The organism is Galbibacter orientalis DSM 19592 (genome assembly GCF_000260115.1).
Lineage (GTDB): Bacteria > Bacteroidota > Bacteroidia > Flavobacteriales > Flavobacteriaceae > Galbibacter > Galbibacter orientalis.
Genome location: NZ_JH651379.1, coordinates 335,286 through 358,777, shown reverse-complemented (window position 1 = coordinate 358,777; position 23,492 = coordinate 335,286). Strand labels below are relative to the sequence as shown.

At 35.1% G+C, this 23,492-nt stretch carries 18 protein-coding genes and 2 tRNA genes; 7 read left to right on the top strand and 13 right to left on the bottom strand.

Going from position 1 to position 23,492, the window contains the following annotated elements:
• Positions 1-192 precede the first annotated feature (192 nt).
• Positions 193-3,213: an Eco57I restriction-modification methylase domain-containing protein gene (locus JOOMADRAFT_RS01720; protein WP_008610927.1), complete on the top strand. Its 3,021-nt coding sequence runs from the start codon at positions 193-195 to the stop codon at positions 3,211-3,213.
• Entirely contained in the window at positions 3,203-3,949 is a 747-nt protein-coding gene (locus tag JOOMADRAFT_RS01715) for a hypothetical protein (protein ID WP_008610926.1), read from the top strand. The genes JOOMADRAFT_RS01720 and JOOMADRAFT_RS01715 overlap by 11 nt, the downstream gene beginning before the upstream one ends.
• A gap of 132 nt (positions 3,950-4,081) precedes the next feature.
• On the opposite strand, the gene JOOMADRAFT_RS01710 is transcribed toward JOOMADRAFT_RS01715, so the two are convergent.
• The 6 genes from JOOMADRAFT_RS01710 to JOOMADRAFT_RS01690 all read right to left on the bottom strand — a co-directional run bounded on the left by JOOMADRAFT_RS01710 (position 4,082) and on the right by JOOMADRAFT_RS01690 (position 8,550).
• A complete protein-coding gene (locus JOOMADRAFT_RS01710; protein ID WP_008610925.1) occupies positions 4,082-5,656 on the bottom strand; it encodes a type IV secretory system conjugative DNA transfer family protein in 1,575 nt (524 codons plus the stop codon).
• A 15-nt stretch (positions 5,657-5,671) separates the two neighbouring features.
• Entirely contained in the window at positions 5,672-6,703 is a 1,032-nt protein-coding gene (mobB, locus tag JOOMADRAFT_RS01705; RefSeq protein ID WP_008610924.1) for a MobB family relaxase, read from the bottom strand.
• 11 nt (positions 6,704-6,714) lie between these two features.
• Positions 6,715-7,095 (bottom strand): BfmA/BtgA family mobilization protein, encoded by a 381-nt coding sequence (locus JOOMADRAFT_RS01700; protein ID WP_008610923.1) that lies wholly within the window; start codon positions 7,093-7,095, stop codon positions 6,715-6,717.
• A gap of 444 nt (positions 7,096-7,539) precedes the next feature.
• Positions 7,540-7,737: a hypothetical protein gene (locus tag JOOMADRAFT_RS19790; protein WP_008610922.1), complete on the bottom strand. Its 198-nt coding sequence runs from the start codon at positions 7,735-7,737 to the stop codon at positions 7,540-7,542.
• Positions 7,738-7,748: 11 nt separating this feature from the next.
• Positions 7,749-8,129: a DUF6876 family protein gene (locus JOOMADRAFT_RS01695; RefSeq protein WP_008610919.1), complete on the bottom strand. Its 381-nt coding sequence runs from the start codon at positions 8,127-8,129 to the stop codon at positions 7,749-7,751.
• A gap of 76 nt (positions 8,130-8,205) precedes the next feature.
• The gene (locus JOOMADRAFT_RS01690; protein ID WP_008610918.1) at positions 8,206-8,550 is read right to left on the bottom strand and encodes a single-stranded DNA-binding protein; all 345 of its coding nucleotides are present in this window, start codon (positions 8,548-8,550) and stop codon (positions 8,206-8,208) included.
• 990 nt (positions 8,551-9,540) lie between these two features.
• Between JOOMADRAFT_RS01690 and JOOMADRAFT_RS01680 the strand changes: the two genes are divergently transcribed.
• Both JOOMADRAFT_RS01680 and JOOMADRAFT_RS01675 read left to right on the top strand, forming a co-directional pair.
• Positions 9,541-12,060: a DEAD/DEAH box helicase gene (locus tag JOOMADRAFT_RS01680; RefSeq protein WP_008610917.1), complete on the top strand. Its 2,520-nt coding sequence runs from the start codon at positions 9,541-9,543 to the stop codon at positions 12,058-12,060.
• Between the two features lie 14 nt (positions 12,061-12,074).
• Positions 12,075-12,159 (top strand) — tRNA-Phe (locus JOOMADRAFT_RS01675).
• A gap of 150 nt (positions 12,160-12,309) precedes the next feature.
• Here the strand turns inward: JOOMADRAFT_RS01675 and JOOMADRAFT_RS01670 are convergent.
• The 5 genes from JOOMADRAFT_RS01670 to JOOMADRAFT_RS01650 form a co-directional block, all read right to left on the bottom strand.
• Complete coding sequence (locus tag JOOMADRAFT_RS01670) at positions 12,310-13,146, bottom strand: DUF932 domain-containing protein (protein WP_008610916.1); 837 nt, start codon at positions 13,144-13,146, stop codon at positions 12,310-12,312.
• A 262-nt stretch (positions 13,147-13,408) separates the two neighbouring features.
• Complete coding sequence (locus JOOMADRAFT_RS01665; RefSeq protein WP_008610915.1) at positions 13,409-15,196, bottom strand: ParB/RepB/Spo0J family partition protein; 1,788 nt, start codon at positions 15,194-15,196, stop codon at positions 13,409-13,411.
• 363 nt (positions 15,197-15,559) lie between these two features.
• Positions 15,560-15,642 (bottom strand) — tRNA-Leu (locus tag JOOMADRAFT_RS01660).
• 68 nt (positions 15,643-15,710) lie between these two features.
• A complete protein-coding gene (locus tag JOOMADRAFT_RS01655; RefSeq protein WP_008610914.1) occupies positions 15,711-16,016 on the bottom strand; it encodes a GIY-YIG nuclease family protein in 306 nt (101 codons plus the stop codon).
• 7 nt (positions 16,017-16,023) lie between these two features.
• Complete coding sequence (locus tag JOOMADRAFT_RS01650; RefSeq protein WP_008610913.1) at positions 16,024-16,356, bottom strand: GIY-YIG nuclease family protein; 333 nt, start codon at positions 16,354-16,356, stop codon at positions 16,024-16,026.
• A 185-nt stretch (positions 16,357-16,541) separates the two neighbouring features.
• Between JOOMADRAFT_RS01650 and JOOMADRAFT_RS01645 the strand changes: the two genes are divergently transcribed.
• The 3 genes from JOOMADRAFT_RS01645 to pth all read left to right on the top strand — a co-directional run bounded on the left by JOOMADRAFT_RS01645 (position 16,542) and on the right by pth (position 18,821).
• Entirely contained in the window at positions 16,542-17,483 is a 942-nt protein-coding gene (locus tag JOOMADRAFT_RS01645; RefSeq protein ID WP_008610912.1) for a ribose-phosphate pyrophosphokinase, read from the top strand.
• Between the two features lie 21 nt (positions 17,484-17,504).
• Positions 17,505-18,116: a 50S ribosomal protein L25/general stress protein Ctc gene (locus tag JOOMADRAFT_RS01640; RefSeq protein ID WP_008610911.1), complete on the top strand. Its 612-nt coding sequence runs from the start codon at positions 17,505-17,507 to the stop codon at positions 18,114-18,116.
• Positions 18,117-18,194: 78 nt separating this feature from the next.
• Entirely contained in the window at positions 18,195-18,821 is a 627-nt protein-coding gene (gene pth, locus JOOMADRAFT_RS01635) for an aminoacyl-tRNA hydrolase (protein WP_008610910.1), read from the top strand.
• Positions 18,822-18,832: 11 nt separating this feature from the next.
• Here the strand turns inward: pth and JOOMADRAFT_RS01630 are convergent, their stop codons facing one another.
• Together JOOMADRAFT_RS01630 and JOOMADRAFT_RS01625 are read right to left on the bottom strand one after the other, a co-directional pair.
• A complete protein-coding gene (locus JOOMADRAFT_RS01630) occupies positions 18,833-19,543 on the bottom strand; it encodes a hypothetical protein (RefSeq protein WP_008610909.1) in 711 nt (236 codons plus the stop codon).
• 4 nt (positions 19,544-19,547) lie between these two features.
• The gene (locus tag JOOMADRAFT_RS01625) at positions 19,548-23,267 is read right to left on the bottom strand and encodes a reprolysin-like metallopeptidase (RefSeq protein WP_169313482.1); all 3,720 of its coding nucleotides are present in this window, start codon (positions 23,265-23,267) and stop codon (positions 19,548-19,550) included.
• Positions 23,268-23,492 lie beyond the last annotated feature (225 nt).

The following is a 23,492-nucleotide window of genomic DNA, read 5'->3' as shown; positions in this document are numbered from 1 at the left end:
GACTATTTTCGGAATTTATGTGGCTTAAATAAAACATCATTCTGTTCCGCTTGACAAAACAAATACAATTTATCTTATGGATGGTCTATTAAAACTTCTATTTTTGTGTAAATAAATTTTTGATTTCTAATCGAGCCATTAAATAACATATTAAATCAATTAGGGCTAATTGAGCACCGAGCTGTCTATTTTATGGATAGAGCAGATGGTATTTCCTATGATGGATTTGCCCCTGAAGTTAAGCAGAAATTAGAAATAATTAATCCTGATGCTTATTACGTTTTTAATCAGCAACCCTTATTGCTTTTTTTTTATCTTGATGAAAATCATCTGTCAACTCGTGAATTAGAAATTCATAAACAAGTATGGTCGTTTGACAATTCGCCTGTGATTTTTATTGTTAAAAATCAAGATGTAAAAGTTTACAATGCTCTTAATTACCATAAAAAAGAGAGAACTCTGGAAGAAATTCCCTTAAATGCAGAGGAAAGACAATCAAAATTTTCTTTTTGGAATTTACAAAGCGGACTTACTTGGAAATGGTTGCAATATGAATATTTCGAAAATACAAAGAAAAATAATTTTCGGAAACGGGTAAATGATCGATTGTTTCAAAATATAAGCTCTGTTAGACAAATTTTAATAAGTAAGCCTGATGGACTTACTGAAAACGAAGCAAATTCCTTAATCCTCCGATTAATTTTTATTCGTTATTTGATTGATAGAGGGGTTAAAATTGACGATGATGAAATCACAGGAAATAGCATTGATGAGAAAAGATTTAGCTTTAGTAAAATAATTCAGGATCCTGCCAAATTGGACAGCTTGTTTATTAAGTTAAATAAAAATTTCAATGGGGTTCTATTTAAAGAAGTCGATATAAAATTAACCTCAAGCCAATCTCAATTTCTAGCAGATGTTTTTAAAGGAGAAGTCCAAGAACAAGGAACCTTGTTTGATGGATATTATTTTCACATATTTGACTTTTCAATTATTCCTGTAGAAGTAATTTCTGGTATTTATGAGTCATTAATTGATGAGGAAAAAAGAAAGTTAGATGCTGCGGTATATACACCTCCTTTTTTGGTGGAATATATTTTAAATGATACCATAGATAAGTATTTAGAAAACAGTCATACATCTTCCTGCAAGATTTTTGAGGTTGCGGTGGGTTCTGGAATATTTTTAGTCCAGTCTTTAAGAAAGATGATTGAAAAAGAAATTAACTTAAATGGCAAAGAGAACAATGAGGATTTCAGTACATCTATCAGGAATATAGCTAAAAACAATCTTTTTGGTATTGATATTAATCCGGAGGCTTTAAAAGTAACTTGCTTTTCAATATATATCGCTCTCTTAGATTACCAAAATCCAAAGGATATAGAAAAATATCCTTTCCCGAATTTCTTAGGAGAAAATTTATTTGAAGCAGATTTTTTTGATCTTGACCACAAATTCAACGAGATTGTTATAGGACAAAAACCTAATTTTATTTTAGGAAATCCGCCTTGGAAAAAAGATAAATCGTATAAACACCTAGAATGGGTCAATTCCAGTAATACTTATAGCAAAAAAATTAAGGGCAAATTAGAAATTGCACAATCCTTTTTATTGCGTTCGAATGATTTTATGCAAGTTGATACTGTTACAGCCTTAATAGTAACCAGCACCGTTTTTTATAATGTTTCAACTACAACCAGAGAATTTAAGCATAAATTTTTAACTTCCTTCTGCTTAAATAAGTTTTTAGATTTATCAGCTGTCAAACAATCTCTTTTCGAGCAGCAAGAGAGCCCAACTTCGATAGTCTTTTATCGCCAAGCGAAAAGTGAAAATCATCTCGAAAATTCTGTCGAACATTTGAGTATAAAGGTGAACTCATTTTTAAAGTATTTTAAAATGTTGGTCATTGAAAAATACGACAACAAGAAAATTGCTCAAAAACATTTTGTTGAAAATGATTGGATGTTTAAAGTCGCATTATATGGAAATATTTTAGATTTTGGATTTATAAAAAGGTTAGAGTCGCAAAATACATTAAAAATATTAGATTTAATAGATGAGAAAACTACTTTCAAAGGAGCTGGTATAGAAAGGGGGCTGGATGCAAAACCATATCCAAACTTAATTGGACTGCCAATAGTTGAAAATAGTGAAATAAATGAATACTATACACAGGTAAATAAGGCCAAAACTTTAGGAGAAGCAGATGTCAAACTCTCAAGAGGGAGAAAAATAGAGATTTTTAAAGGGAGTAAAATTCTATTAAAGGAGCAGAGTAAGAATTGGAATAAACCAGTCATTTCTTATTGCGAATCGGACTCGGTATTTAGAAAGGGTACTTTTGCAATCTCTTCATTTAATAAAAATATAATCAAGCCTATTTATGGTTTATTGATTTCAGAAATGGCTACTTATTATATGTTTTTAATTGCGAGCGCTTGGGGTGTTGGTACAAGGCCCGCTATTCGATTTGTAGACGAATTTTTGAACATTCCTTTTAATAAGCCAGATAATTCATTGAATGAGGAACTTATTAAATTGGTAGATGAATTTTTGAATTCTTTCCGAAAGCATTATTCAGATTTTAATCTAGGAGAGCCTGAATTTGATGACAAGATTTTCTTAAAAATAAATGGGTTAATTGCTGAAATTTACGAAATTAAAGACTATGAAAAAGATTTAATAGATTATGCCCTTAATGTCTCGAGATACCAATTCCAAGAAAGCAAGCAAGATTTGGTTACGGATTTCACTCACTTTAATTTTAATCATTACAGAAACCAAGATTTCGTTCTACAAAAATATGCAGAAGTTTACCTAAATGAAATTGGGAACCTTTACGAGGATGAATTTATTCAAATAGAGATTTACATTTTAGATTATTTCATTGCAATGAACTTTGTTCTTTTAAATGTAGAACCGGAAGAAAAAATTATATACCCAAAAGATAAATTTGATGAAAAAGAAGTATTGCAAAGGTTGGCAGACAATTTAAGTATATCTCAAATTACAAATACGCGTGATCCTCTAAAAAACTTGTATCTACAAAAGGACATTAAGGGATTTGAAAATAATTCATTTTATATAATTAAACCAAATGAGTATAAATGTTGGCATCGCGCCATCGCTTGGTATGACGTAGCAGAATTTAGAAACACTATTGAGCAAGCAGAGTTTAATGACTTAAGTAATGAAGTTAATGATTTCTGATGCATCCCAATTCATACAACATAGGAAAAATACTTTTTCTATAACTAATAAAAGAATACAGCAAATAATTTCTTACGTATGCGAATGTTACGGGATTTGTCTAAAGGAAAAAACAAAAAATCCATACTCTATTAATGCAGTCAAAGAGAATAGTACATTATCATTTGAGGACTATTTGAAATTTGATTTAGTAGATAATTATCTCAACGTTAAAAAACACCTATTAAAAGATAAAATCTCAAAATTAGAAGATATTCATTTTGCTGCTGAAACCCAAGAAAGATATATAGACCTTGTTGATTCTAAACAGAAACCCGATAAAATTGATATATACGTGGATAGATTAGGACTTCAAAGCGAATGGATGTCCAAAAATAATCAGGTCTATTTTGCAATAGAATGTAAACGAATCAGAATTTTATCGGACACAAAAGCTTATATAGGTGACATTAGAAAAGTAGCAAATAGAAATCACACCAATTTAAGGCTTCCTTTTGAGGGACAAATAGCCTTCATTGAGAATTTGAATATAGACCATCACAAAGTAATGACAAAAGCCAATAGTATTTTAAAAAAAGATATAGAAATCAATACTCTTCAATATTTAAAATTCCAAAGTTTTCACAGTTTTTTTCAAAATACCTACAGTTCAGTTCACACAAAAAATTTTGGGGGAAAAGAATCATTTTATGTTTACCATCTACTATTTGACTATAGTCAGATAGTAATGAATTAATCGGCGAATAAGTTTTAATGATACGGTTTTTGGAATATTATAGATGATTCATTCCATCCTTTTTCTCAATATAGATGCAGAAAAGCTCAATGATATTTAGGTTAACGAAGAAAGTGAGGTCTTTTTTCCTTACTATTCAAATATAGACCTCGCTTCCTCAAAAATCCTCTCAAAATTAGCCTCCAAATCAGCGTTAGAAAATTCTTTGGTATTCTCCGGAAGCTCCCTTTTGATTTTTTCCAATTTAAATTGCACCTTCTTATCCTTCCCATCTGCATAAGTGATAAATTCGCCCTGCTTCAACCGAAAAAACACGTCAGCCCTTATCTTTGGAATCTCTTTTTCTCCAGTAGTTACCCTAGTGTCAAAATCCAAATTATGCCCACGACTTATACTTTTGGTAGGATCCTTAATAATTTCAAAAAACCGTTCGTAATATTTTGCGGTGTCTGGGTCATTGACTTTACCGAAAAATTGGTAGGATAGATTGCTTAAAATCGCTTTGCTTGCCTTGTCCCCATACATCATATCATTTTGTATTTTGTCCTGCATCACATAAATCGTAGAAATATTATAGCTTCGAAGTGTCGCAGGAATACGATGCATATTCAATAAACGAATGGTTGGTGCTTCTTCCATCATCAAAAAAGAAGGCTTTGCATTGCGTACACTCATTTGTTTTGTAATGGTATGGATGATGGTGGCAATCACAGGAGAATACGAAGTTTCAAATTTGGGATTGTTCACGACCGAAATTACAGTTGGATTTTCAGGACTATTTATATTGAGTGGCACTTCGTCCGCAGACAACGCCATAAAAATGCGGTGTGTACTAATTCGTTTAAAAGCATTGGCCAAGGTGCTTTTTACTCCTGCGGTCTGTCTTTCAGAATCTTTTCCACTTATAAAAGCATCTGCCATTGCCCTCGATGTCGTATTGGTTTCCAAAAACTGGATAAGGCTGTTTGTGTCCAGATATTGATAAATGGCGATTAAATGTGGAAGGGTACAGAATTGTGGATAGGTAGTTTTTAATTTCCAAATCAATCCACCAATCAAGCCTTCCGCAGCATCATTGAAAAATTTGGTCGTTCCAGTTGTTCCAGATTCCCGTTGTTCCAAAAGGTTTTCAATCAATACCCTTGAAACTTCGTTTACGCTTTCCTCGTTCTCTAAATAGCGTGGTGCAATAGGATTTACCCTATGTATGATTTTATCAAAGGAAATGACCTTAAACGGGATATTACCATCTTTAAAAAGGGGATAAGCCATTTCAGTAAGCTCAAAATCCTTGTAGTCGTGGATAATTCCGCAAAACCCTTCTTTTTCGAAGTGTTTCAAAAAACCATAGACTACACTTTCGGTCTTTCCACTTCCCGCAGAACCGATTATAGATGCACCACGTTTGATGTTATCCAGTTTGAAGTTTCCTTTTGTAGTGGCAAAGTTGACCTGATATTTGGCATTTCCACTTTTAGGCTCGTCCGTTTTATGCAAGAATACATACATTCCTATATTAATTAATATCAGAGGACAAACAAAATAAAGTGCTATTTGCACCAATGGTAATTGTTCATTTAAATAATACACAAAAGCGCCAATCAATAGAAAATTGACGACAAATGCATATCTGCTAACCCGAAATATTCCATAGAAAACAACACTGGCTACACCAATAATAAAAAGTACTGTTACGAGATTGTCCATTTGTATAATTTTAAGTTAGATTCCGATGGAACTTGATTTGATGGCCACTTCCGCACCACGTCGTAGCTTGTTAATTATTTTCATTACCAATTGTGCCTGCGTGACCGGAATACTCGGCATTATTGGAATATTACTTTCACGCATTAATTTGAACGCAATCGCTTTTTCGTTGGTTGGTAGTTTCATCAACGATGCAAAATAGATTTTCGGATTCTTGATGAAATCCTTTCTTGCCTTATAGGTTTCAGCGAAGTTCCTTTGATAGCCAAAAGTCTTATCAAAAGTCTTTTCTGCTTTCTCAAAAAACCCATCTCTATCAAATCCCCGTTTTACCGTTTTACCATTTAATTCAACGTCGGAAGCTTTATATTTACTTCCAGGTGACAAACTGAATCGGTTTGATGCATCCTTGCGGCTAACGATAATATGTAAATGGCTTTGGTCTCCTGCTTTTGGCATTCCTTGTACTATTCGTTTTCCGTTCTGTTGGTGCGGTGCTTCTCTTTCTAGTTTCCCGATTTCTTTTTCCAATTTTTTCACATTTCCTTCTGCTCGTCCATCTAGCACATTTCGGACTTCAGTTTTTAATTGAAGTATTTTTGTGGCAAAAGGCTGGTTTTCCTGCACCTGTTTATCTGTTCCTTTAAAGGTTCTTTGGTGTTCAATTTTTGCATAGTATTTTATATCATCGATATTGACGGGTCGCCCATTTATTTCACGGTTGAATGAAGCCACATAATCCTTCATAATCTCCCGGGTATATTTTTGCAAATCTTTATTATGGTTTTGCAACCGTTTCAGTTCGTATTGTGAAGGGCTTACGATAATAGAATAAAACCGTGGCTCGTGCTTTTCAAGTTTTGCGGTATTGCTATCAATTTCCCTGACCACTTCCTCTGCTGAAATCTCGTCGCCATATTGGTTAAAAAAATGCTCCATATCCTGTTGTTCCAATCCTTGGTTTTCCTTCTCCAGATAGCCAACAAAATCAGCCGAACTTTTAGAATAATTACCTCCTATTTTTTGAGGTGAGATTGTAATATACATAGCTCAAAAATTTACAGTTGGTTACTTGGATTTTGTTTTTCACGGAAGCGTACTTCCTTTTTTTCTTCGGCATATTTCTTTTCTAAAATCAGCGGTTTTTTGTTTGGCTGTTCTGTCTCAAAAAGGGATTGAATCATTGCGACCGTGGGTTTGGTTTGTGTCTTTTCAACATCACGCATTATAGCGATGACTGCATTGATTCTTTTTAATAGTTTGGCTTCGATGGTTCGCCCTGTCGGACCCAATTTTTCCTTTGGCGATATCTCGTTATAGAAGAAAAAATCAAGGATATTTTCCATTGCTTCGGTATGGGTCTTGAAGTGTGTCTTTGAAAATTCCTGAAAACGTTTGGCAGTTTTCCTTTTGAACCTGATGGTGATGAATGAATCCATTTTCTTTCGCTTTTTTTGTGTATTTGACGTAAATCCATCCCTGTTTACAGGTTGTTCAAGGGCATTTGACGCAAATCGAAGAAATATATATAATCCATTAATTTTCAAGTTGTTGAAAATCAATTGGTTATAAGCTAAAAGGAATGTGTAACGCGGCTCTGCCCGTTACCCTCTTGCTATTCCTTTTCGTCACGCCAAAGCGTGACAAAAATTTCATACAATCTGGCTAAAAAGCCAATTGCCCTTTTAGGAATTCGGAAATTCCAATATGTAAAATATAGATGGATACAGCTACCAGCGAAAGTTAAAAATAGGGTAGCTATATAAATTATGTGTGCTGAATTTCAGCGAAATAAAGATACGGTTTTTTTATTGAACTGGAATTACTTGAAAAGAAAAAACACCTCCAAAATTTAGAGGTGCTTGATTATTAAGTTTAGAAAATTAGATGTTGAATATGAACTTATAGGAATATAAATTTCGTAATGCTTCTTCCTCTATCATCGTTTCAAAACAGGTGTAATTTTCCCTTACGTATTTGCGAATATCATCGCCAAATTTTCGTTCCACGTTTTTTTTAGAATCCTCTAAAAGTCGGTTTTGAGCCTCCTCGCTCAAGTCTGTAAAATTGAGATAAACCATAGCCTGAATTTTTAATATTCGCTTGGTAACATCAGCGTATCATTTACAAAAAATAACCGCAATTCATCGAGCGGAAAATCGGTTGCCCGATAGCCGTGTTTTTCCAAAATATTGTCGTTGCCATCTGTATAAATAATTTCAGCTTCATATCCTGTAAAATTTTGTTTTTCCTCGGGCAATCTTTTAAAGTCTATGGTTATAAATTCGCTTCGGTTCATCAGACTTTTTGCAATTACGGAAGTGTCCGTAATGAGCCAAAAACATTCTGCTACTTCTGACAAATATTTCAATCCGTCCGTAAAACGTGTTCTTAGTAAGGGGATTTGATAGAACATTTCTGTTCCCGTAAAATATTGCAATCGCTCTTTTATTTCGTTAACTTGTGCTTTCATTGTGCATATATTTAATGTGTGAATAATGAAAAAGAGGGCGCAACTTTCGAGAGGAACGCCCTCTTTATTTTGAAGATTACTTATCGCTTTTACTTCCAAGTAGAAGGATTTCATCGGCTACGACTTCCGTTACATAGCGTTGGTTGCCATCATCGGTCGTGTAGGTTCGGGTCTTTAGTTTCCCTGTGATTCCTACTTCTTTGCCCTTTTCGACATATTTCTCAACAATTTCAGCGGTCTTTCCCCAGGCCACTACGGTATGCCAATTGGTGTCCGTTTGCTTTTCGCCTTTGCTGTCCTTGTAATACTCGTTAGTAGCGAGTGAAAAGCGGGCTACTTTCTTACCGCTTTCAAGGTTCGTAATGGTTGGCTCTTGACCAACGTTTCCAATTAACTGTACGTGATTTCTAATAGTACTCATAACTAAATATTTAAGTGATTTATATTTCCCCTATTGATTTAAAACAGATTAAATTTTAAGGGGTGTTTGTTCTTTTCTTCTGTGCACAGCACAATGGATAGAGTGGGTTTTGTCAAGACTTTTAGGGAACAAATCAGGTGTGTTTGCGACGTAGCAAACCTGCCTTTTTCGGCGGGTTTCAAGGAAGTAGAAGCCTTATTTTTCATTAAAACTTGTACAGTCTTGACAAGTTCCATAAGGGCATTAGCAATTCTTTTAAACGCAGTTGCGTTTGAGCGTACCGGTACTTAAGCGAGATAAGTAGCTGTGGTTAAATTAGAATTGGTTATGTCGTGCCTGTTTTTCGACGCCCCGAAAAACAACAAAGGCTTTATCCATTATAAACCCCTTAAAATGTGTAAGGCAGCGGTTCGGTTTTTAAGAATTTTCGAGTGAAGGCTCAAGAAGACTTCGCCGCAAATTCTGTTAAGAAAACTGAGGCGATGACTTTCCGCTCAAGAAGGCGGACTTAATTCACGATTTTGGCTCGGGAATGAAGTGTTCCTTCCCAGCATCGCGGGAAGGGTTAACGAAATGGAAAGCTGAAATTGTGGATGATGTCCAAGACCTTTTTAGAGAAGCTCTTTTCCCGTAATGTAGCTTTTCGCGGAATGTAGGGGAATGTGCTGAACGGATTATGAAAACGAATTATCCTATTTAGTAGAGTTTAAAGCGGTCTTAATTTCAAAGATGTAGATTGACGTTTTCCGCTTTTGGGGGATTTAGCGTTATGGAAATCGGAAACTTTGAAATTGTGTCCAAGACCTTGTGTAATGAAGCGCTTTTTCCGGAATGTAGCTTTTCGCGAAGTGTAGGGGAATGGGCTTAATAATTTAAAAAAATAAATTATTCATTCTAACTCACTTTTTAACTAATTAAAGAATGATAGCCCATCACTTGATAAATTTTTAAGACCTTTGTTAATTAAATGATAATAGAACAAAATTGTCGATGAATATATTTAAGAAAAAACTAGAAGATACATCCCCAAAGGAATTAAATTTTGAACCCATAGAGTTATTTCAAAATTTGTTCCATAAGGAAGGATATGCATATTTAAGAGGAATACAAGAAGAGGTATTAAACTCCTGGCATAGTATAAGAGACCAACGAGATGTTTTGTGTAAAATGAATACAGGTTCTGGAAAAACGCTTGTAAGCTTATTGATGTTGCACTCAAAAATGATTGAAGGAGTCGGTCCAAGTTTATATTTATGTCCAGACAAACAACTATTAGAACAGGCAAAGTTGCAAGCGGATTTATATGGAATACCCGTTTGTGAAATTGAATATCAAGGGCAAAGAAGTGTTTTTCCTGATGACTTTTTAAATTCAAAAGCTATTCTGTTATGCACGTTTCAAAAGCTTTTCAATTCACGCTCTATTTTTGATAGGGATAATATCGATGTCGGCTCTATTGTTCTCGATGATGCCCACGTATGCCTTGATAAAGCTAGGCAAGCCACCACCATAAACATTCCATTCGGTCACGAACTTGCCGAAAGATTACTAAAATTATTCAATGATGAATTAAAGTATCAAGCACCAGGAACTTACCATAGGTTAACTGATGGCGATCCATATGCTAAGATACTTAAAGTACCTTACTGGGCTTGGCTCACGCGTTTAGATGAACTTGTGCATCTTATAGGCGAGTTCAGTGAAGACAGCGAGCTGATGTTCAAATGGGGTTTGATAGCGGACGACTTAAAATCTTATGATTGCTATGTGGGACCAAGAGGTATTGAAATCGCACCGTCTTATGTGCCATTTCATAATGTACGCGCCTTTAACGAAGCAAAACATAGGTACATACTTTCAGCTACATTTGAAGACCAGATTGATTTGATAAAGGATTTAGGTATTGATATCGATAGTATCAAAAACGCCTTGATTCCCAAGGATCGTAAGGACGTTGGTCAAAGATTGATTCTTGCCCCACAAAGATTCGATTCGAGGATAACTGACGAGCAGATAATGGATTTGGCTAAAGAATATGCAGATTCTGGCGTAAATGTAATGGTTTTAACACCTTCTGCAAATAGAGCTGAAAAGTGGGAAGATATTGGCGCAGAAATTATTGAAAAAGATAACATCAATAAGGATATAGCCAGTTTAAAATCCAAGAAGGGATCGTTGAATGTTCTGGTGAATCGTTATGATGGTGTAGATTTGAATGGCGATATGTGCAGGATTTTGATATTGGACGGCTACCCGTCATTTAGTTCGTATGAACAGTTATATGCAGAGTTACGTCTAGAGTCTGTAAAATCTTCCCTAAAGGCTCAAATTATTGAGCAGGGTCTAGGCAGAGCTGTAAGGTCTGGCAGTGATTATTGCGCGGTGTTTCTAATGGGGAAGGATTTATTACAGTTTTTAGGAAACAAATCGAATCTACAGTATTTTACACCAGTAACACGGAAACAACTCAAACTGGGTCTATCACTATTAGATGATGAATCAAACGATAATGCCCTAAAAACAATTAGAGATACCGCTAAATTATGTCTTGTGCAAGATATGAGTTGGCGCGAGTACCATTCTGGAATACTTTCGCAAGTGGAGACTGACAAAACCGATGAGCGGGTTATTAAGAATTTGGAAATTGCCGATACCGAGTCAAAGGCCATAGACCTTTTCAGAAGACGGAATCACGAAGGAGCTTCAAAAATAATCTTGGATGAGATAGTTGATACAATTGATTTAACCCAAAAACAGAAAGGTTGGTATTTTGAAAAAGCAGCCAATTATCTCTATCTAGATAATATCCCGAAATCTAACGATTTACAAATAAAAGCAGCAAAGACGGCCTCACATATGTTGCAGTCAAAGAACGGACATAGTTATACTAAAATAATGGCAAGTGTAGAGCAGGCGACACAAGTCCTCAATTTCATAAAAAGATATGAAACATCCCAAGATTTTAAATTGTATTTAGAAAGTCTATTGGATGATCTTCAGTTCAGTCCGGACATACCACATACAAAATTTGAAAACGCCTTGGCAGAAGTTGGAAGACTAGTCGGTTTTCATACTCAAGAACCAGAAGCAGAATTTGGTAACGGTCCTGATGTCCTTTGGGTAATGACTGGAAATCATTATTTAGTTTTAGAGGCCAAATCTAGAGCTATACACGGTGAAATCACTAGAGATAACATTAATCAGTTATTGGGCTCAGGCGAGTGGTTTAAGAAACTATATGGTGAAGCAGCAAGTTTTAATTTAGTAACAATTCAACCACCAAATATAAAAGGCTGGAATGTGAACACTAGCGCAAATACTAGAGTTATTGACGAAGAATCCTTAATTTCGTTAAAAATTACTTTAAGAAGATTTGTTGATGGGATCAACAGTTCCGGTTTTACTGCATCAAGTACTAAAGAAATAGCCAACTTGTTAGGCTTACATAATCTGACAACAAACGGTTTTCTAAACACATTTCTAAAGCCTGTTGTTTCAAAAAAGGGGTAAAACTTCTTTAAAACATAGATGGTCGAGTGGTCTAAGGCACCTGATTGAAGATCAGGCGTACGGGAAACTGTACCGAGAGTTCGAATCTCTCTCTATCCGCAGGTACGCAAGTATTTTAGCCCGCAATTTAAAATTGCGGGCTTGTTGGTTATTGCAATTAGCATAATTGTTAGTGAAAAAGAATGTTCTTCAAAAAATCAATTGTTACTAAAAATCCAGTTTAAGGTACTGGACAAACCTTAATTTAATTTATGCCATATCATAGACTTCATCAAACAGCTTTTTATCCAACCGTTCTTGTTGGCCAAAGCTTTTCTTTAAGACATTATGAAGTACTGAATTAAACGCATTATAGCCCAACCAGAGATTTGGTTTTTCATTGAGCAACAAGGCTTCATAGTTCAAGATTTCTATGACTTCACGAGACTTTTTTGAAGGGGCGCTGTTATTGTCGCTACATTCATATCTGAACAATTTCGTTTTGTCAAGAATGGCCTTCACAAATTCTTGTGTATCGATGATTTTACATTCCTTCATCTTGTCGAATTTCTTGGTAATGGTATAAAATTCATTGTCCAGAAATTTATCAAATAGATTGTTCAGCCTCGGCATAATCAAATGCGTGTTGTTCTTACTGTGCTTGATTGAAAACTCAATTTCTGCCTGGGAAACGTGCAGGCCATTTGAACACACTTCTCTATAAAATCCAAAGTGACCAGAGGTCTTTTCACTACCGTCATAGGAATTTTTGAACCGAAGCATCGGCAGTATCAAATCTTTATCGTTCTTGACCGTAAACTGGCTTTTGTCGTCGATGATAAAGTCGGTAATGAACGACCTATCATTTTTGTTGATGGTTCGTTTATGAAAGTTTAGCTGTGCATCGGTCAACATTTCTTCAGCATTCTTGAAGAATAGTTGATTCGGAATGTGTCCGTAACTGTTCGATACCACGTTGACAATTTTGCCATTTGAGATAATAGCATTTTCAAGCCCTCTTCGAGATTCCATCTGTGTCAGACTCTTTAAGGATTTCATTTCTGATGGAACAAAGATTTCATCCTGTTGCAAATTTTGTAAATACATAGCTTTTGAATTTTAGTTAAACAATATTTGAGCAGTACCCAAACGGAAGTTAAAATCTTGGCTCAAAAGGAAACGGAATAAATAAGCGTAGGAAGTTGCGTTGGCTTTATGCCGTAGTCTTTTGATGGATGTATTTTACGAGTTTACCTTTGCACTAACTATTGATTGATAACCCCTTCCTTAAGAACCCATCTTTCAAAACACTATCATAAAAAAGAAGAAGGGCCAGCACGAATGCCGACCCTTCTTCAAACAACAAAAGCTAATCGTTGAGTTCCTGAATTTGCTTTTCAAGAACCGTGATGCGCTCTTTCAAACGTGCTTCACGCTTGTCTCGTTTTTCGGCATATTCCTTTTCTATGCCGGCAATCTTGGATTTATAATATCCCTGTATCGCATTATAAAATGAAATGTTGGTAAGATTATTGACGTGATTGCTTTCGCCAAAATGCACTTGCCTCGTGAGCATATACCGTATCAATTTATGGAAGATTTCCTTTTTGAACTTCTTCTTGAAATTCTCTACCATTTCAACTCTGGTCATCTTTGAAGTGTCGCTCAGGAATTTTGAGAAATACTTCTGCTGGCTCATATAGTCCACGTTGTTTTCAAATAGTGATATCGAGAATGCGACCATTTCATCTGTTGAAAGTGTCTTCTTTGTATCAATGTATTTCGTCTCACGAATCATCTGCACAACTTCCTCAAATTGCTTATTGTTCTCTATTTGCTTCTTGCGGATTTCCCTTTCGTTGATTTTTACGATTTGTTCTTCAGGTGTACAATCTGCCATTTTTCTGTTGGCCAATGGTGCCGAATATTCCGTAGAATCGTTCTTTGATTTTTCGACAATTTTTACAAAGACCTCTTTATTCCTGTAAGTTTTGGGATGAAACAAAATGCCATTTGTAAACCCATTTTCATTTGCTGAATTGTATTCTTCCAATGCTTCTTTGTAATTTTGCAACGCTTTTTCAAATTCGGCTTTTAATTCATCTTCAGAATAGTCATAATGTTGGTATTCTTTCTTAATTGCCTCTATTGTAGGTTCAATTGGATTTTCTATAATTTCAGCATCATCCAGTAAATAGACTTTCAATCCGTTCTTTTCCAACTGGGAAATGATTAATTGATTGTTTTTGTCATCCGCCCAATACTTCCTTATTTCGGGAATCATCAAAATATTCTCTTTCTTCGATTTCTCAATGAGGTTCAAGAACGACTTGTTCTTCTTGGTCTCATAACAAGCTGCTTTTGTACAGACCATTTGACCTTCGCCGAACAGATTGCCTTGATTGGCCGCATTGAACGGACATTCTACACAAGACCCAGCTTTTGGGACTAATTTTTTGTCCGCTACATCAAAGGATGCTTTTTCCAAATCATAGGTCTGGTCTTTAATCATCCTGTTTATCTGATGTGCATTAAAATCTTCGCCCATCGTTTCTAACATCATCAGCTGTTCTTCCGGTTCAAATAGCGCAACACCAACACCTAAGGAAATCGTCATTTCGCCATTGCGGACAAAGTGCTTAAAACCGTCAATCAATCCAGCCAGTTTAAGTCGCTGTCTGATAAAGTTATCCGTTCTTCCCAATCGCTTTGCAATTTCAGTAGGTGCGTATTTCTCGCTTAGGTAAGCAATCGCCTCGGCTTCTTCGGTAGGCTCGACATCCTGTCTTTGCAGATTCTCGATAATCTGAACTTCAAGAACATCATTGTTTTTATAAGTCCTCACGATACAGGGTATGGTCTTCTTTCCAGCCAAATTACTTGCACGATATCGGCGTTCGCCCATCACGATGACATAATGGTCATTTAGTTGCCTTACCGTGATTGGTTGCAACACACCGTGCTTTTCGATACTCTCAGATAGCTGCTTTAACGCATCTTCGTTAAACGTCTTTCTCGGCTGTTCTGGGTCAGGCTTGATTTTACCCAACGGTAAGTTCTGAATTTGAAGTGCTTTGGATTTCTTTCCATTTACTTCTTTCTTGGCAGTAGATTTCGCTCTACTGCGCTTCTTTGTGGTACTCGCTTTTGTTGTCATAATACTCAAATTTTTGATTAAACAATATTTGAGCAGAAACCAAACGGAAGATAAAATCTTGGCTCAAAAGGAAACGGAATAAATGAGTAGGGGAAGAAGCGTTGGCTTTATGCCGTAGTCTTTTGATGGAAGTATTTTACGAGTTTACCTTGCGTGTATATTGTATGATAATAAACTTCCCTTACGAAGAAGTAAGGTCGTGATTAGATAAAGTTTATTATTCTGATAGTAAATTCATAGGGTTTAAAAACAAATAGAAGAATTTAACATCAATAAAAATGTTGCCTTCAAAATAGCAAAATGTTGTACCTATGTTGTACCAAGTCATAAAAAAAGCCGAGATTTTCATCTCAGCTTTTTTAGTACCGAAGGCGGGAATCGAACCCGCAAGCCTTGTGAGCAATGGATTTTGAATCCATCGTGTCTACCAATTCCACCACTTCGGCATACTTTTTTTCCCTTCTCAAATTTGGATTTTGAATCCAGCGCGTCTACCAATTCCGCCACTCGAGCATTATTTGGTGGAATCTCTAAGAGCTTTTAATTTCTCTTTACCTATTCCAGATTTCCAATACTTTTCTTTTATTCGTCCTTCTTTTCTGTCGTTACAAACTTCAGAAAAAATTAATTCAAATGGAAGATAAGGTTTTGTTGTTCTTTCTCTTCCTGAATTGTGCCTGTTAATGCGTTCTTTAAGATTGCTTGTCATTCCTACATATATGTAATTAGTTTTTAAATTTGATATTGCATATACCGTAATCATGGTCAATAATTTAAAGCGCGCCTGCCTGTCGGCAGACAGGTCTACCAATTCCGCCACTCGAGCATTATTTGGTGGAATCTCTAAGAGCTTTTAATTTCTCTTTACCTATTCCAGATTTCCAATACTTTTCTTTTATTCGTCCTTCTTTTCTGTCGTTACAAACTTCAGAAAAAATTAATTCAAATGGAAGATAAAATTTTGTTGTTCTTTCTCTTCCTGAATTGTGCCTGTTAATGCGTTCTTTAAGATTGCTTGTCATTCCTACATATATGTAATTAGTTTTTAAACTTGATATTGCATATACTGTAATCATGGTCAATAATTTAAAGCGCGCCTGCCTGTCGGCAGACAGGTCTACCAATTCCGCCCTGCCTACCGCAGGCAGGCACTCGAGCATTATTCTTGAATTAATAGAATAGAAAAATAGTAATTCTATCAATTTCGGAATGCAAAACTATAAAATATTTTCAATCTTCAAGCTAAAAATAGTAACAAAATGCTTTAAGAGTTGGAATAAATTTCTAAATTTGCACCTCATTTTACATGAGATAGCGATAATTAACTATTAAACAAGATATTACAATGCCATATTCGGTGCCAGATCCAAAGATTTTTTCTTGTACTCAGAGTCAAGATTTAGCAGAGAGAATTGCAAAAGCGTTTGGAACAGATTTGGGGATAGTATCTTTTACTAGGTATAGTGATGGTGAATTTCAACCATCATTTGAAGAGTCTGTACGTGGGACTAGAGTTTTTATAATAGGCTCAACAAACCCAAGTTCAGAAAATTTAATGGAAATGTTATTAATGTTGGATGCTGCTAAAAGGGCATCAGCAAGACACATTACTGCTGTAATGCCTTATTTTGGATGGGCAAGACAGGATAGAAAAGATAAACCTAGAGTTCCAATAGGAGCTAAATTAGTAGCTAAATTATTAGAATCTGCAGGAGCAACCAGAATTATTACAATGGATCTTCATGCAGACCAAATCCAAGGGTTCTTTGAAAAGCCAGTAGATCATTTATTTGCATCTACTATCTTTTTACCATATTTAAAGAGTCTTAATTTGGAGGATTTAACAATTGCATCGCCAGATATGGGAGGTTCTAAAAGAGCTTACGCATATTCTAAATTTTTAAATTCTGATGTGGTTATATGTTACAAGCAGCGTAAACAAGCCAATGTAATAGACCACATGGAGCTTATTGGAGATGTAACTGGAAAGAATGTTGTTTTGGTAGACGACATGGTGGATACTGCAGGAACGCTAACAAAGGCTGCCGACTTGATGATGGAAAGAGGGGCTTTAAGTGTTAGGGCAATATGTACACACGCATTACTTTCGGGAAATGCATATGAAAGAATTGAAAATTCTAAGCTTACGGAGTTAATCGTAACAGATTCAATTCCGCCAAAACAAAAGAGTGATAAAGTAAGAGTATTAAGTTGTGCAGATTTATTTGCAGATGTTATGCATAGAGTGCACCATAATACTTCTATTAGCTCGAAATTTTTAATGTAAATTATTTAATTTTTATATATAATGAAGTCAATTACAATTAAAGGATCTCAAAGAGAAAGCGTGGGCAAAGTGTCAACTAAGGCCTTACGTAATGCTGGACAGGTACCTTGCGTATTATACGGAGGGGATAAGCCATTACACTTTTCAGCTGAAGAAATAGCATTTAAAGACTTGGTGTACACTCCAAATGCGCACACAGTAGTTATTTCATTAGATAACGGGGATACGTACAATGCAATTTTACAGGATATTCAATTCCACCCAGTTTCTGATGCAATTATGCATATCGATTTCTATCAGTTATTTGATGATAAAGAAGTAACTATGGAAATTCCTGTAAGAAGAATAGGAAATTCACCAGGGGTTATTGCTGGGGGTGTTTTACGTATGAATCAGCGTAAACTTAAGGTAAAAGCATTACCTGCTAACTTGCCAGATTTTATTGATGCTGATATTTCTAAATTAGAAATCGGTAACAAATTATATGTTACAGCTGTTGGAAATGATGATTATAAAATCATGCACCCAGAGAATACAGTAGTTTGTCAAGTTAGAGTATCTCGTGCTGCAATGAAAGCTGCTCAAGATGCTGCTAAAGAAGAAAAAGCTGCTGGTAAAGCTAAAGCTGAGTAAGCATTCAACTTTTATAGATGTAAAAGCACCTCTTTTTCGAGGTGCTTTTTTATTTTTGTAGTATAACCAACCAATGGGATGTTACAATTTTTAAAGAAATTCTTTTCAGAAAAAGAAATAGAAGATATAGATTTAATGAAAAAGTTTTTAATAGTAGGTTTAGGTAATATAGGTGCTGAGTACGAAAATACTAGGCATAATATAGGTTTTAAAATACTTGATTTTTTTGCATCTGATGAAGAATCGGTTGCTTTTGAGACTAATAAATTAGGGGCAACAGCAACTTATAAATTCAAAGGGAGAACTTTTATTTTTTTAAAGCCAAGTACCTATATGAATCTTAGTGGAAAGGCTGTGAAATATTGGATGACCAAAGAAAAAATACCTCTAGGGAATATATTAATAATTACAGACGATATTAACTTACCTTTTGGTACCATTAGAGTAAAAACTAAAGGGAGTGATGGCGGACACAATGGACTAAAAGATATCCAAACGCAGTTAGGAACAACAAATTATTCGCGTTTTCGTTTTGGTGTAGGAGCCGAATTTTCTAAAGGTCGCCAAGTTGATTATGTGCTTGGAGAATGGAATCAGGAGGAAGAATCTCAAATGAAAGAGCGTTTAGAGAAATCTAAAGAGTTAATCAAATCTTTTGGTACTGCTGGGGTTAATAATACCATGAATGCTTTTAATAACACCTAATTTGTGCTTGTTTATTCTATTTTAAACTCAGAAACTTGGGAAGTAGAAATGTTCCCATTGGCGTCTTCTGTTTTTATAAGCCAATAGTAAGTGCCTACTGCTGGAGTTGCGTATACAAAGTTTTGTTCTGAAATATTTGTAGCGATGCTATTGTCTGGAGGATTATTAGTCCCTAAAAATAAGCTGTAACTTAAAATATCATTATCTATATCTGAAGCTTTCCATAAAAATGAAATACTACTGTTGGTGCTGTAAACGGTATAACCAGAAGTTGGTTCTAGTAAATCGGCAGGAAATGGTGGATAGTTAGTTGCGCCTTCTCCAGCATTGTAAAATTTCCAAATAGCACTTTTTGCAGATTCAAGCGTTTCTGAGTTTTTTGAAGTAATATACCAAGAGTATGGAACTCCTCTGTTTAATGTTACTTCTTGAAATCCTGAAAGGCTTGTAAATGTTTCAGAATTATTTGTGTTTAAATTGGTAACAGTAAGTTCGTATGAGTCGGTGTTTTCGGCTAATTCCCATTCAAAAGTAATTGTGCTGGTGCTGAGATTGGAGGCTGTAATTACACCTTCGGTACATTCAGAGTTTTCCAAAGGGAATACAAGTTCGGCAGCAGTTGGAGGTTGAGGTAATGGCGCTGGTCCATCATCACCCCCGCCACCACAATTGGCAAAAAACAAAATACATACAATACTATATAGATATTTCTTTACTGTCATGCTTTTATTCTTTAAGTATTTTTAGGGTTTTAATATTTTTTCCATTAGTTACATTCAACATATACATCCCTGTTGTAAGTTGGGATAGGTTGAGTTTAACTTGGCCATTAGCATCACTATTTTTAGTAATTGCAGTTGCCAATTTTCCTGTAATATTAAAAATATTTATTTCAGTTTTTGTATTAGGAGAAGGGGTGTAAATAGTTACTTCAGTAGTAAAAGGATTTGGAAAAACAGCAATGTCTCCAGTGCTAATAATAAGCTCTTCATAAAGTCCTTGGCATTCTTTATCAGTATAAACTTTTAGTCTATTAATTCCTTTATTTAATGAAAGTTCTATGGAGCTTCTATTAGTTTTAGAAATTTCTCCGTTTAATTCGATGGTAAATAGATCACTTCCAGATAAGTCCAATGAAATTTTATTTTCGGTTGAATTTCTTCTAGAGAATACACTTAAAGGAAGTGGTTCATTAATGTTGACTTCATAACACTGTTTGTAGCTAGTGCTTGCATCGGTAGTAAAGCATAGTTTATAGGTGCCAGAACTTAGATTAGTAAATTCGGTAGTTGTTTTAAATGTATTTGAAGTATCAACACCATTGCCTGTAAGTGTTGCGGTATAGTTGTAATTTTGCGTAGCTTCAATGGAGATATTACCGTTATTACTATTAATACAGCTCTCGTCGGTTAGTTTTATTTGGTAATTATTTATAGGGAGATTAAAAATCTCACAACCATTTACATCCACTTTTGCTCCCATAGGGGTGTTCGGGCAGTTGTCTTCACTATCCAAAACACCATCTTTATCTGTGTCTAAATCAAAATCTCCATTAATACAAAGATCAATTTTAAAGGAATTAATACTTCCTCCATCTTCATCATTAGCATCGTCTACTTTTAACTTCCAAATTCCTTTTATGGGCTCTCCGTTTAAGGCTTGTAATTGTTGTTGTGGTTTTATAGTTCCAGATAATGTAGGGACAGAGGCTGAGCATGTTACAATACTCCCAGAGTCGTTAAAAGAAGCCGCTATGTTATCTCTCTCTCCACATTGTTGAGAGAGTAGTGTAATAACAGTTCCAGAAGGAGAAATTAAACTAATGGTTAGATCTTCTAGCCATGTATGGGAAATATCTAAGGTAACAGTAATGTCGTTTAAAATACCATTATCTACAATATTAAGATTTGAGACTGTTGTGGAGGATCCTGAATTAGAGATGTAATATGTTGAGTTGTTGGTGTAATCTCCACATGATATATTTACAGTTGAAAAAGAGAACGCAGCGCCAAAGCTACCTTCGCCACAGGCGTTTATTGGTTTTATGCGCCAATAATACGTGGTGGTTTCTTCTAAGTTTGTAGGCTGATATTGTGTTGCGGTTAACGTTTCAGACACAATTATGGAGCTAAAATCTGAAGTTTTAGAGACTTGAAGATTGTAACTATTAGCGTTAGAGTACTCATCCCAACTTAAAACTGTTTGGAGTGGAATTTCTGTGGCTTGATTTACTGGAGCAATTAAATTTATGGCATCATATGAGTCTTCAAAAACAGATAGTTCTACTGGATATTCTTTTGTTTCTCCACTTTCAGCAGTAGCTACAATTGTAAAGTCGTTTATTCCTACAACTAAATTATCAGTATTTGTTATAGTCGCTTCAATTAAGGTGCCATTTACAGAAGTTTCTGTTTCATTAAAATTAACTGTTAATCCAGTAGGAAGATTTGTTGCTGAAAATGTTACAGTTTCAGCAAAAGTTCCATAACTATTATAGGTAAATGGAATGGATAAGCTATTTGGTTTGCATATATTGTATTCTAAGGTTTCAAAAATAAGCGCATAATTGGAAGCCTCTATACTTAAGGTGGCTTCATTTAGCGCAAAATATATATTATTTGAAGCCTTTACCATAATACGGGCATTGGAGGTAGTAATATCACCAGGAATTACCACCTGCTTAACTCCGTCGTTTTTGGTGTTTTCGGATAGTGGAATTGGATTTTCAAAATCGTTATTAAGAATGAGATAAATGTCTACAAAGCTTGTGCTGATAGGAATTTTATTAGTTTCTCCAACATTCCAAGTAACTTTATAAACAGAACCTCCTTGTAAAGTTTCTGGAGTTGTTTGAGAAGTTACTGCAAAAGGAGTGCTTGTTTTTACTGTGGAAACAGAGAGGTCGCTCCTTGCTGTTTGTCCTCCATTAGTGTTGTTATCTCTTACTAAAAGCGAAAAATTTAGCGTTCTAGAAACCGTAGGAATAACCTCCCAAGTTGCTGCTAAATTATTGTTTAAAAGGGCACTTTCTTCTGGGAAATACCTTTTAGAAGATAAGGAGGGTGGGAGCGATCTAAAAGATGGACCTTCATCTGCATCTGCCAGAGGAGGCTGTACAGAAATTTCATTATTTTGTTGCTCCCAAGAATAGGTTAAAACATCGTTATCTCCATCTGTTACTGCAGCGTCTAATACAAAAGGAGTTCCTGCTGGAATTGTATAGTTAGTTAGAAGGGAGATAACTGGTGCTGTATTGTTAATAGGAGTGGTGGTTGCACAGGTTCCAGTACCTTGCGTAATATTATCCCAAATTTGAGAAATACTTATTGCATGAAAATAAGCATCACTATTTCCTTGTACATTACTTGGACAGATTCCTGCGTATGCCATAATTGTAGATCCGCTTCCAGGTTCTACAGAAGTAGCGCCGCTTCTATTTGAATTACACGAATTATTAAAAGTATGAGTGGCTCCAAATTGGTGACCAATTTCATGGGCAACAAAATCTACATCATAAGCATCTCCTACAGGACTTACATAACCAGTAACTCCTCTGGCTTTATTAGTGGTGCAAACAGAAGCCAGTTGGGCAATTCCATCGCCACCACCTGGACTTGTGCTAAAAACATGTCCAATATCATAATTTGCAAAACCAACTTTTAAATCTATTACATCTTGGATTTCATCAATTAGCGCTTGTCCGTCGCCATTGGTAAGGCCATCGGTTGCAGCATCTAAAAAAATAAGCGCATCGTTATTGTCAATTAATTGTAAGTTAATTGCCAAATCGTTTTCATAAATGCTATTTATTCTTGTTACCGAGGTATTCATGGCGGAAAGTACAGCCGCTTTTTTTTGTGCTTCTGTTCCGTTTGTTACTCCAGCTCTGTCGGTATGAAATTTAGCATATTCTGCGGTACAAGCAAGTGCAAGTCTATAGGTTCTAAGCTGACTATCGTCTACTGGTTTAAGACTGTATTGTGTGTCTTTTTTTGAAGTACTTGTTTTTAGCGCTCCTTCTACTTTGCATTCAAAGCCAAAAGCTTTAACAGCAGTTTTTTCTACAAAATAATAGAGGTCATTTTTTTCTTCGGAAGGGTTAATATAATATGTTTTTTTATGGTTCCGAATCATTCCATGGAAGCTTGTTTCGTCCATAGAAAAGTATATTTTTTCAAGAGGATTTTTTACAGATACACCTAGATATGATTTTATAGTAGGGTACTTTTCTGCTAATTTATCGGAAAGCACATTGTTTTCTGTAATTCTATAGCTTGTAAATGAATCTTTTCCCGAAGGAAAATCAACTATTACTCCTGCAGTTTTATTTAAAAATTGATTACTTTTTTTAGGCGCATTTTTTAATTGAGAAGCTAGGTTTTGGATGTTAAGCTTAAAACTAGGAATATTCTTTTCTTTACTGATGGAAATATTTCTCTGTTGCATAGTAACAGAAGACCATGTAGAATTGTTTTGTGAAAAAACTGATACATAGCTTGTTAATATACTAAAAAGGATAAAAAAGTGAGTAATTTTTCTCATGTATTGAAAAGTATAGTGATAAAAATAATCATTTTTACGCTTCAATTTTTAAAAAATTAATAAATACCTTTTTTAATTTAATTAAATATTCACTTTTAAATTCGTTATTTTGTGGTTGATGATGTTTAA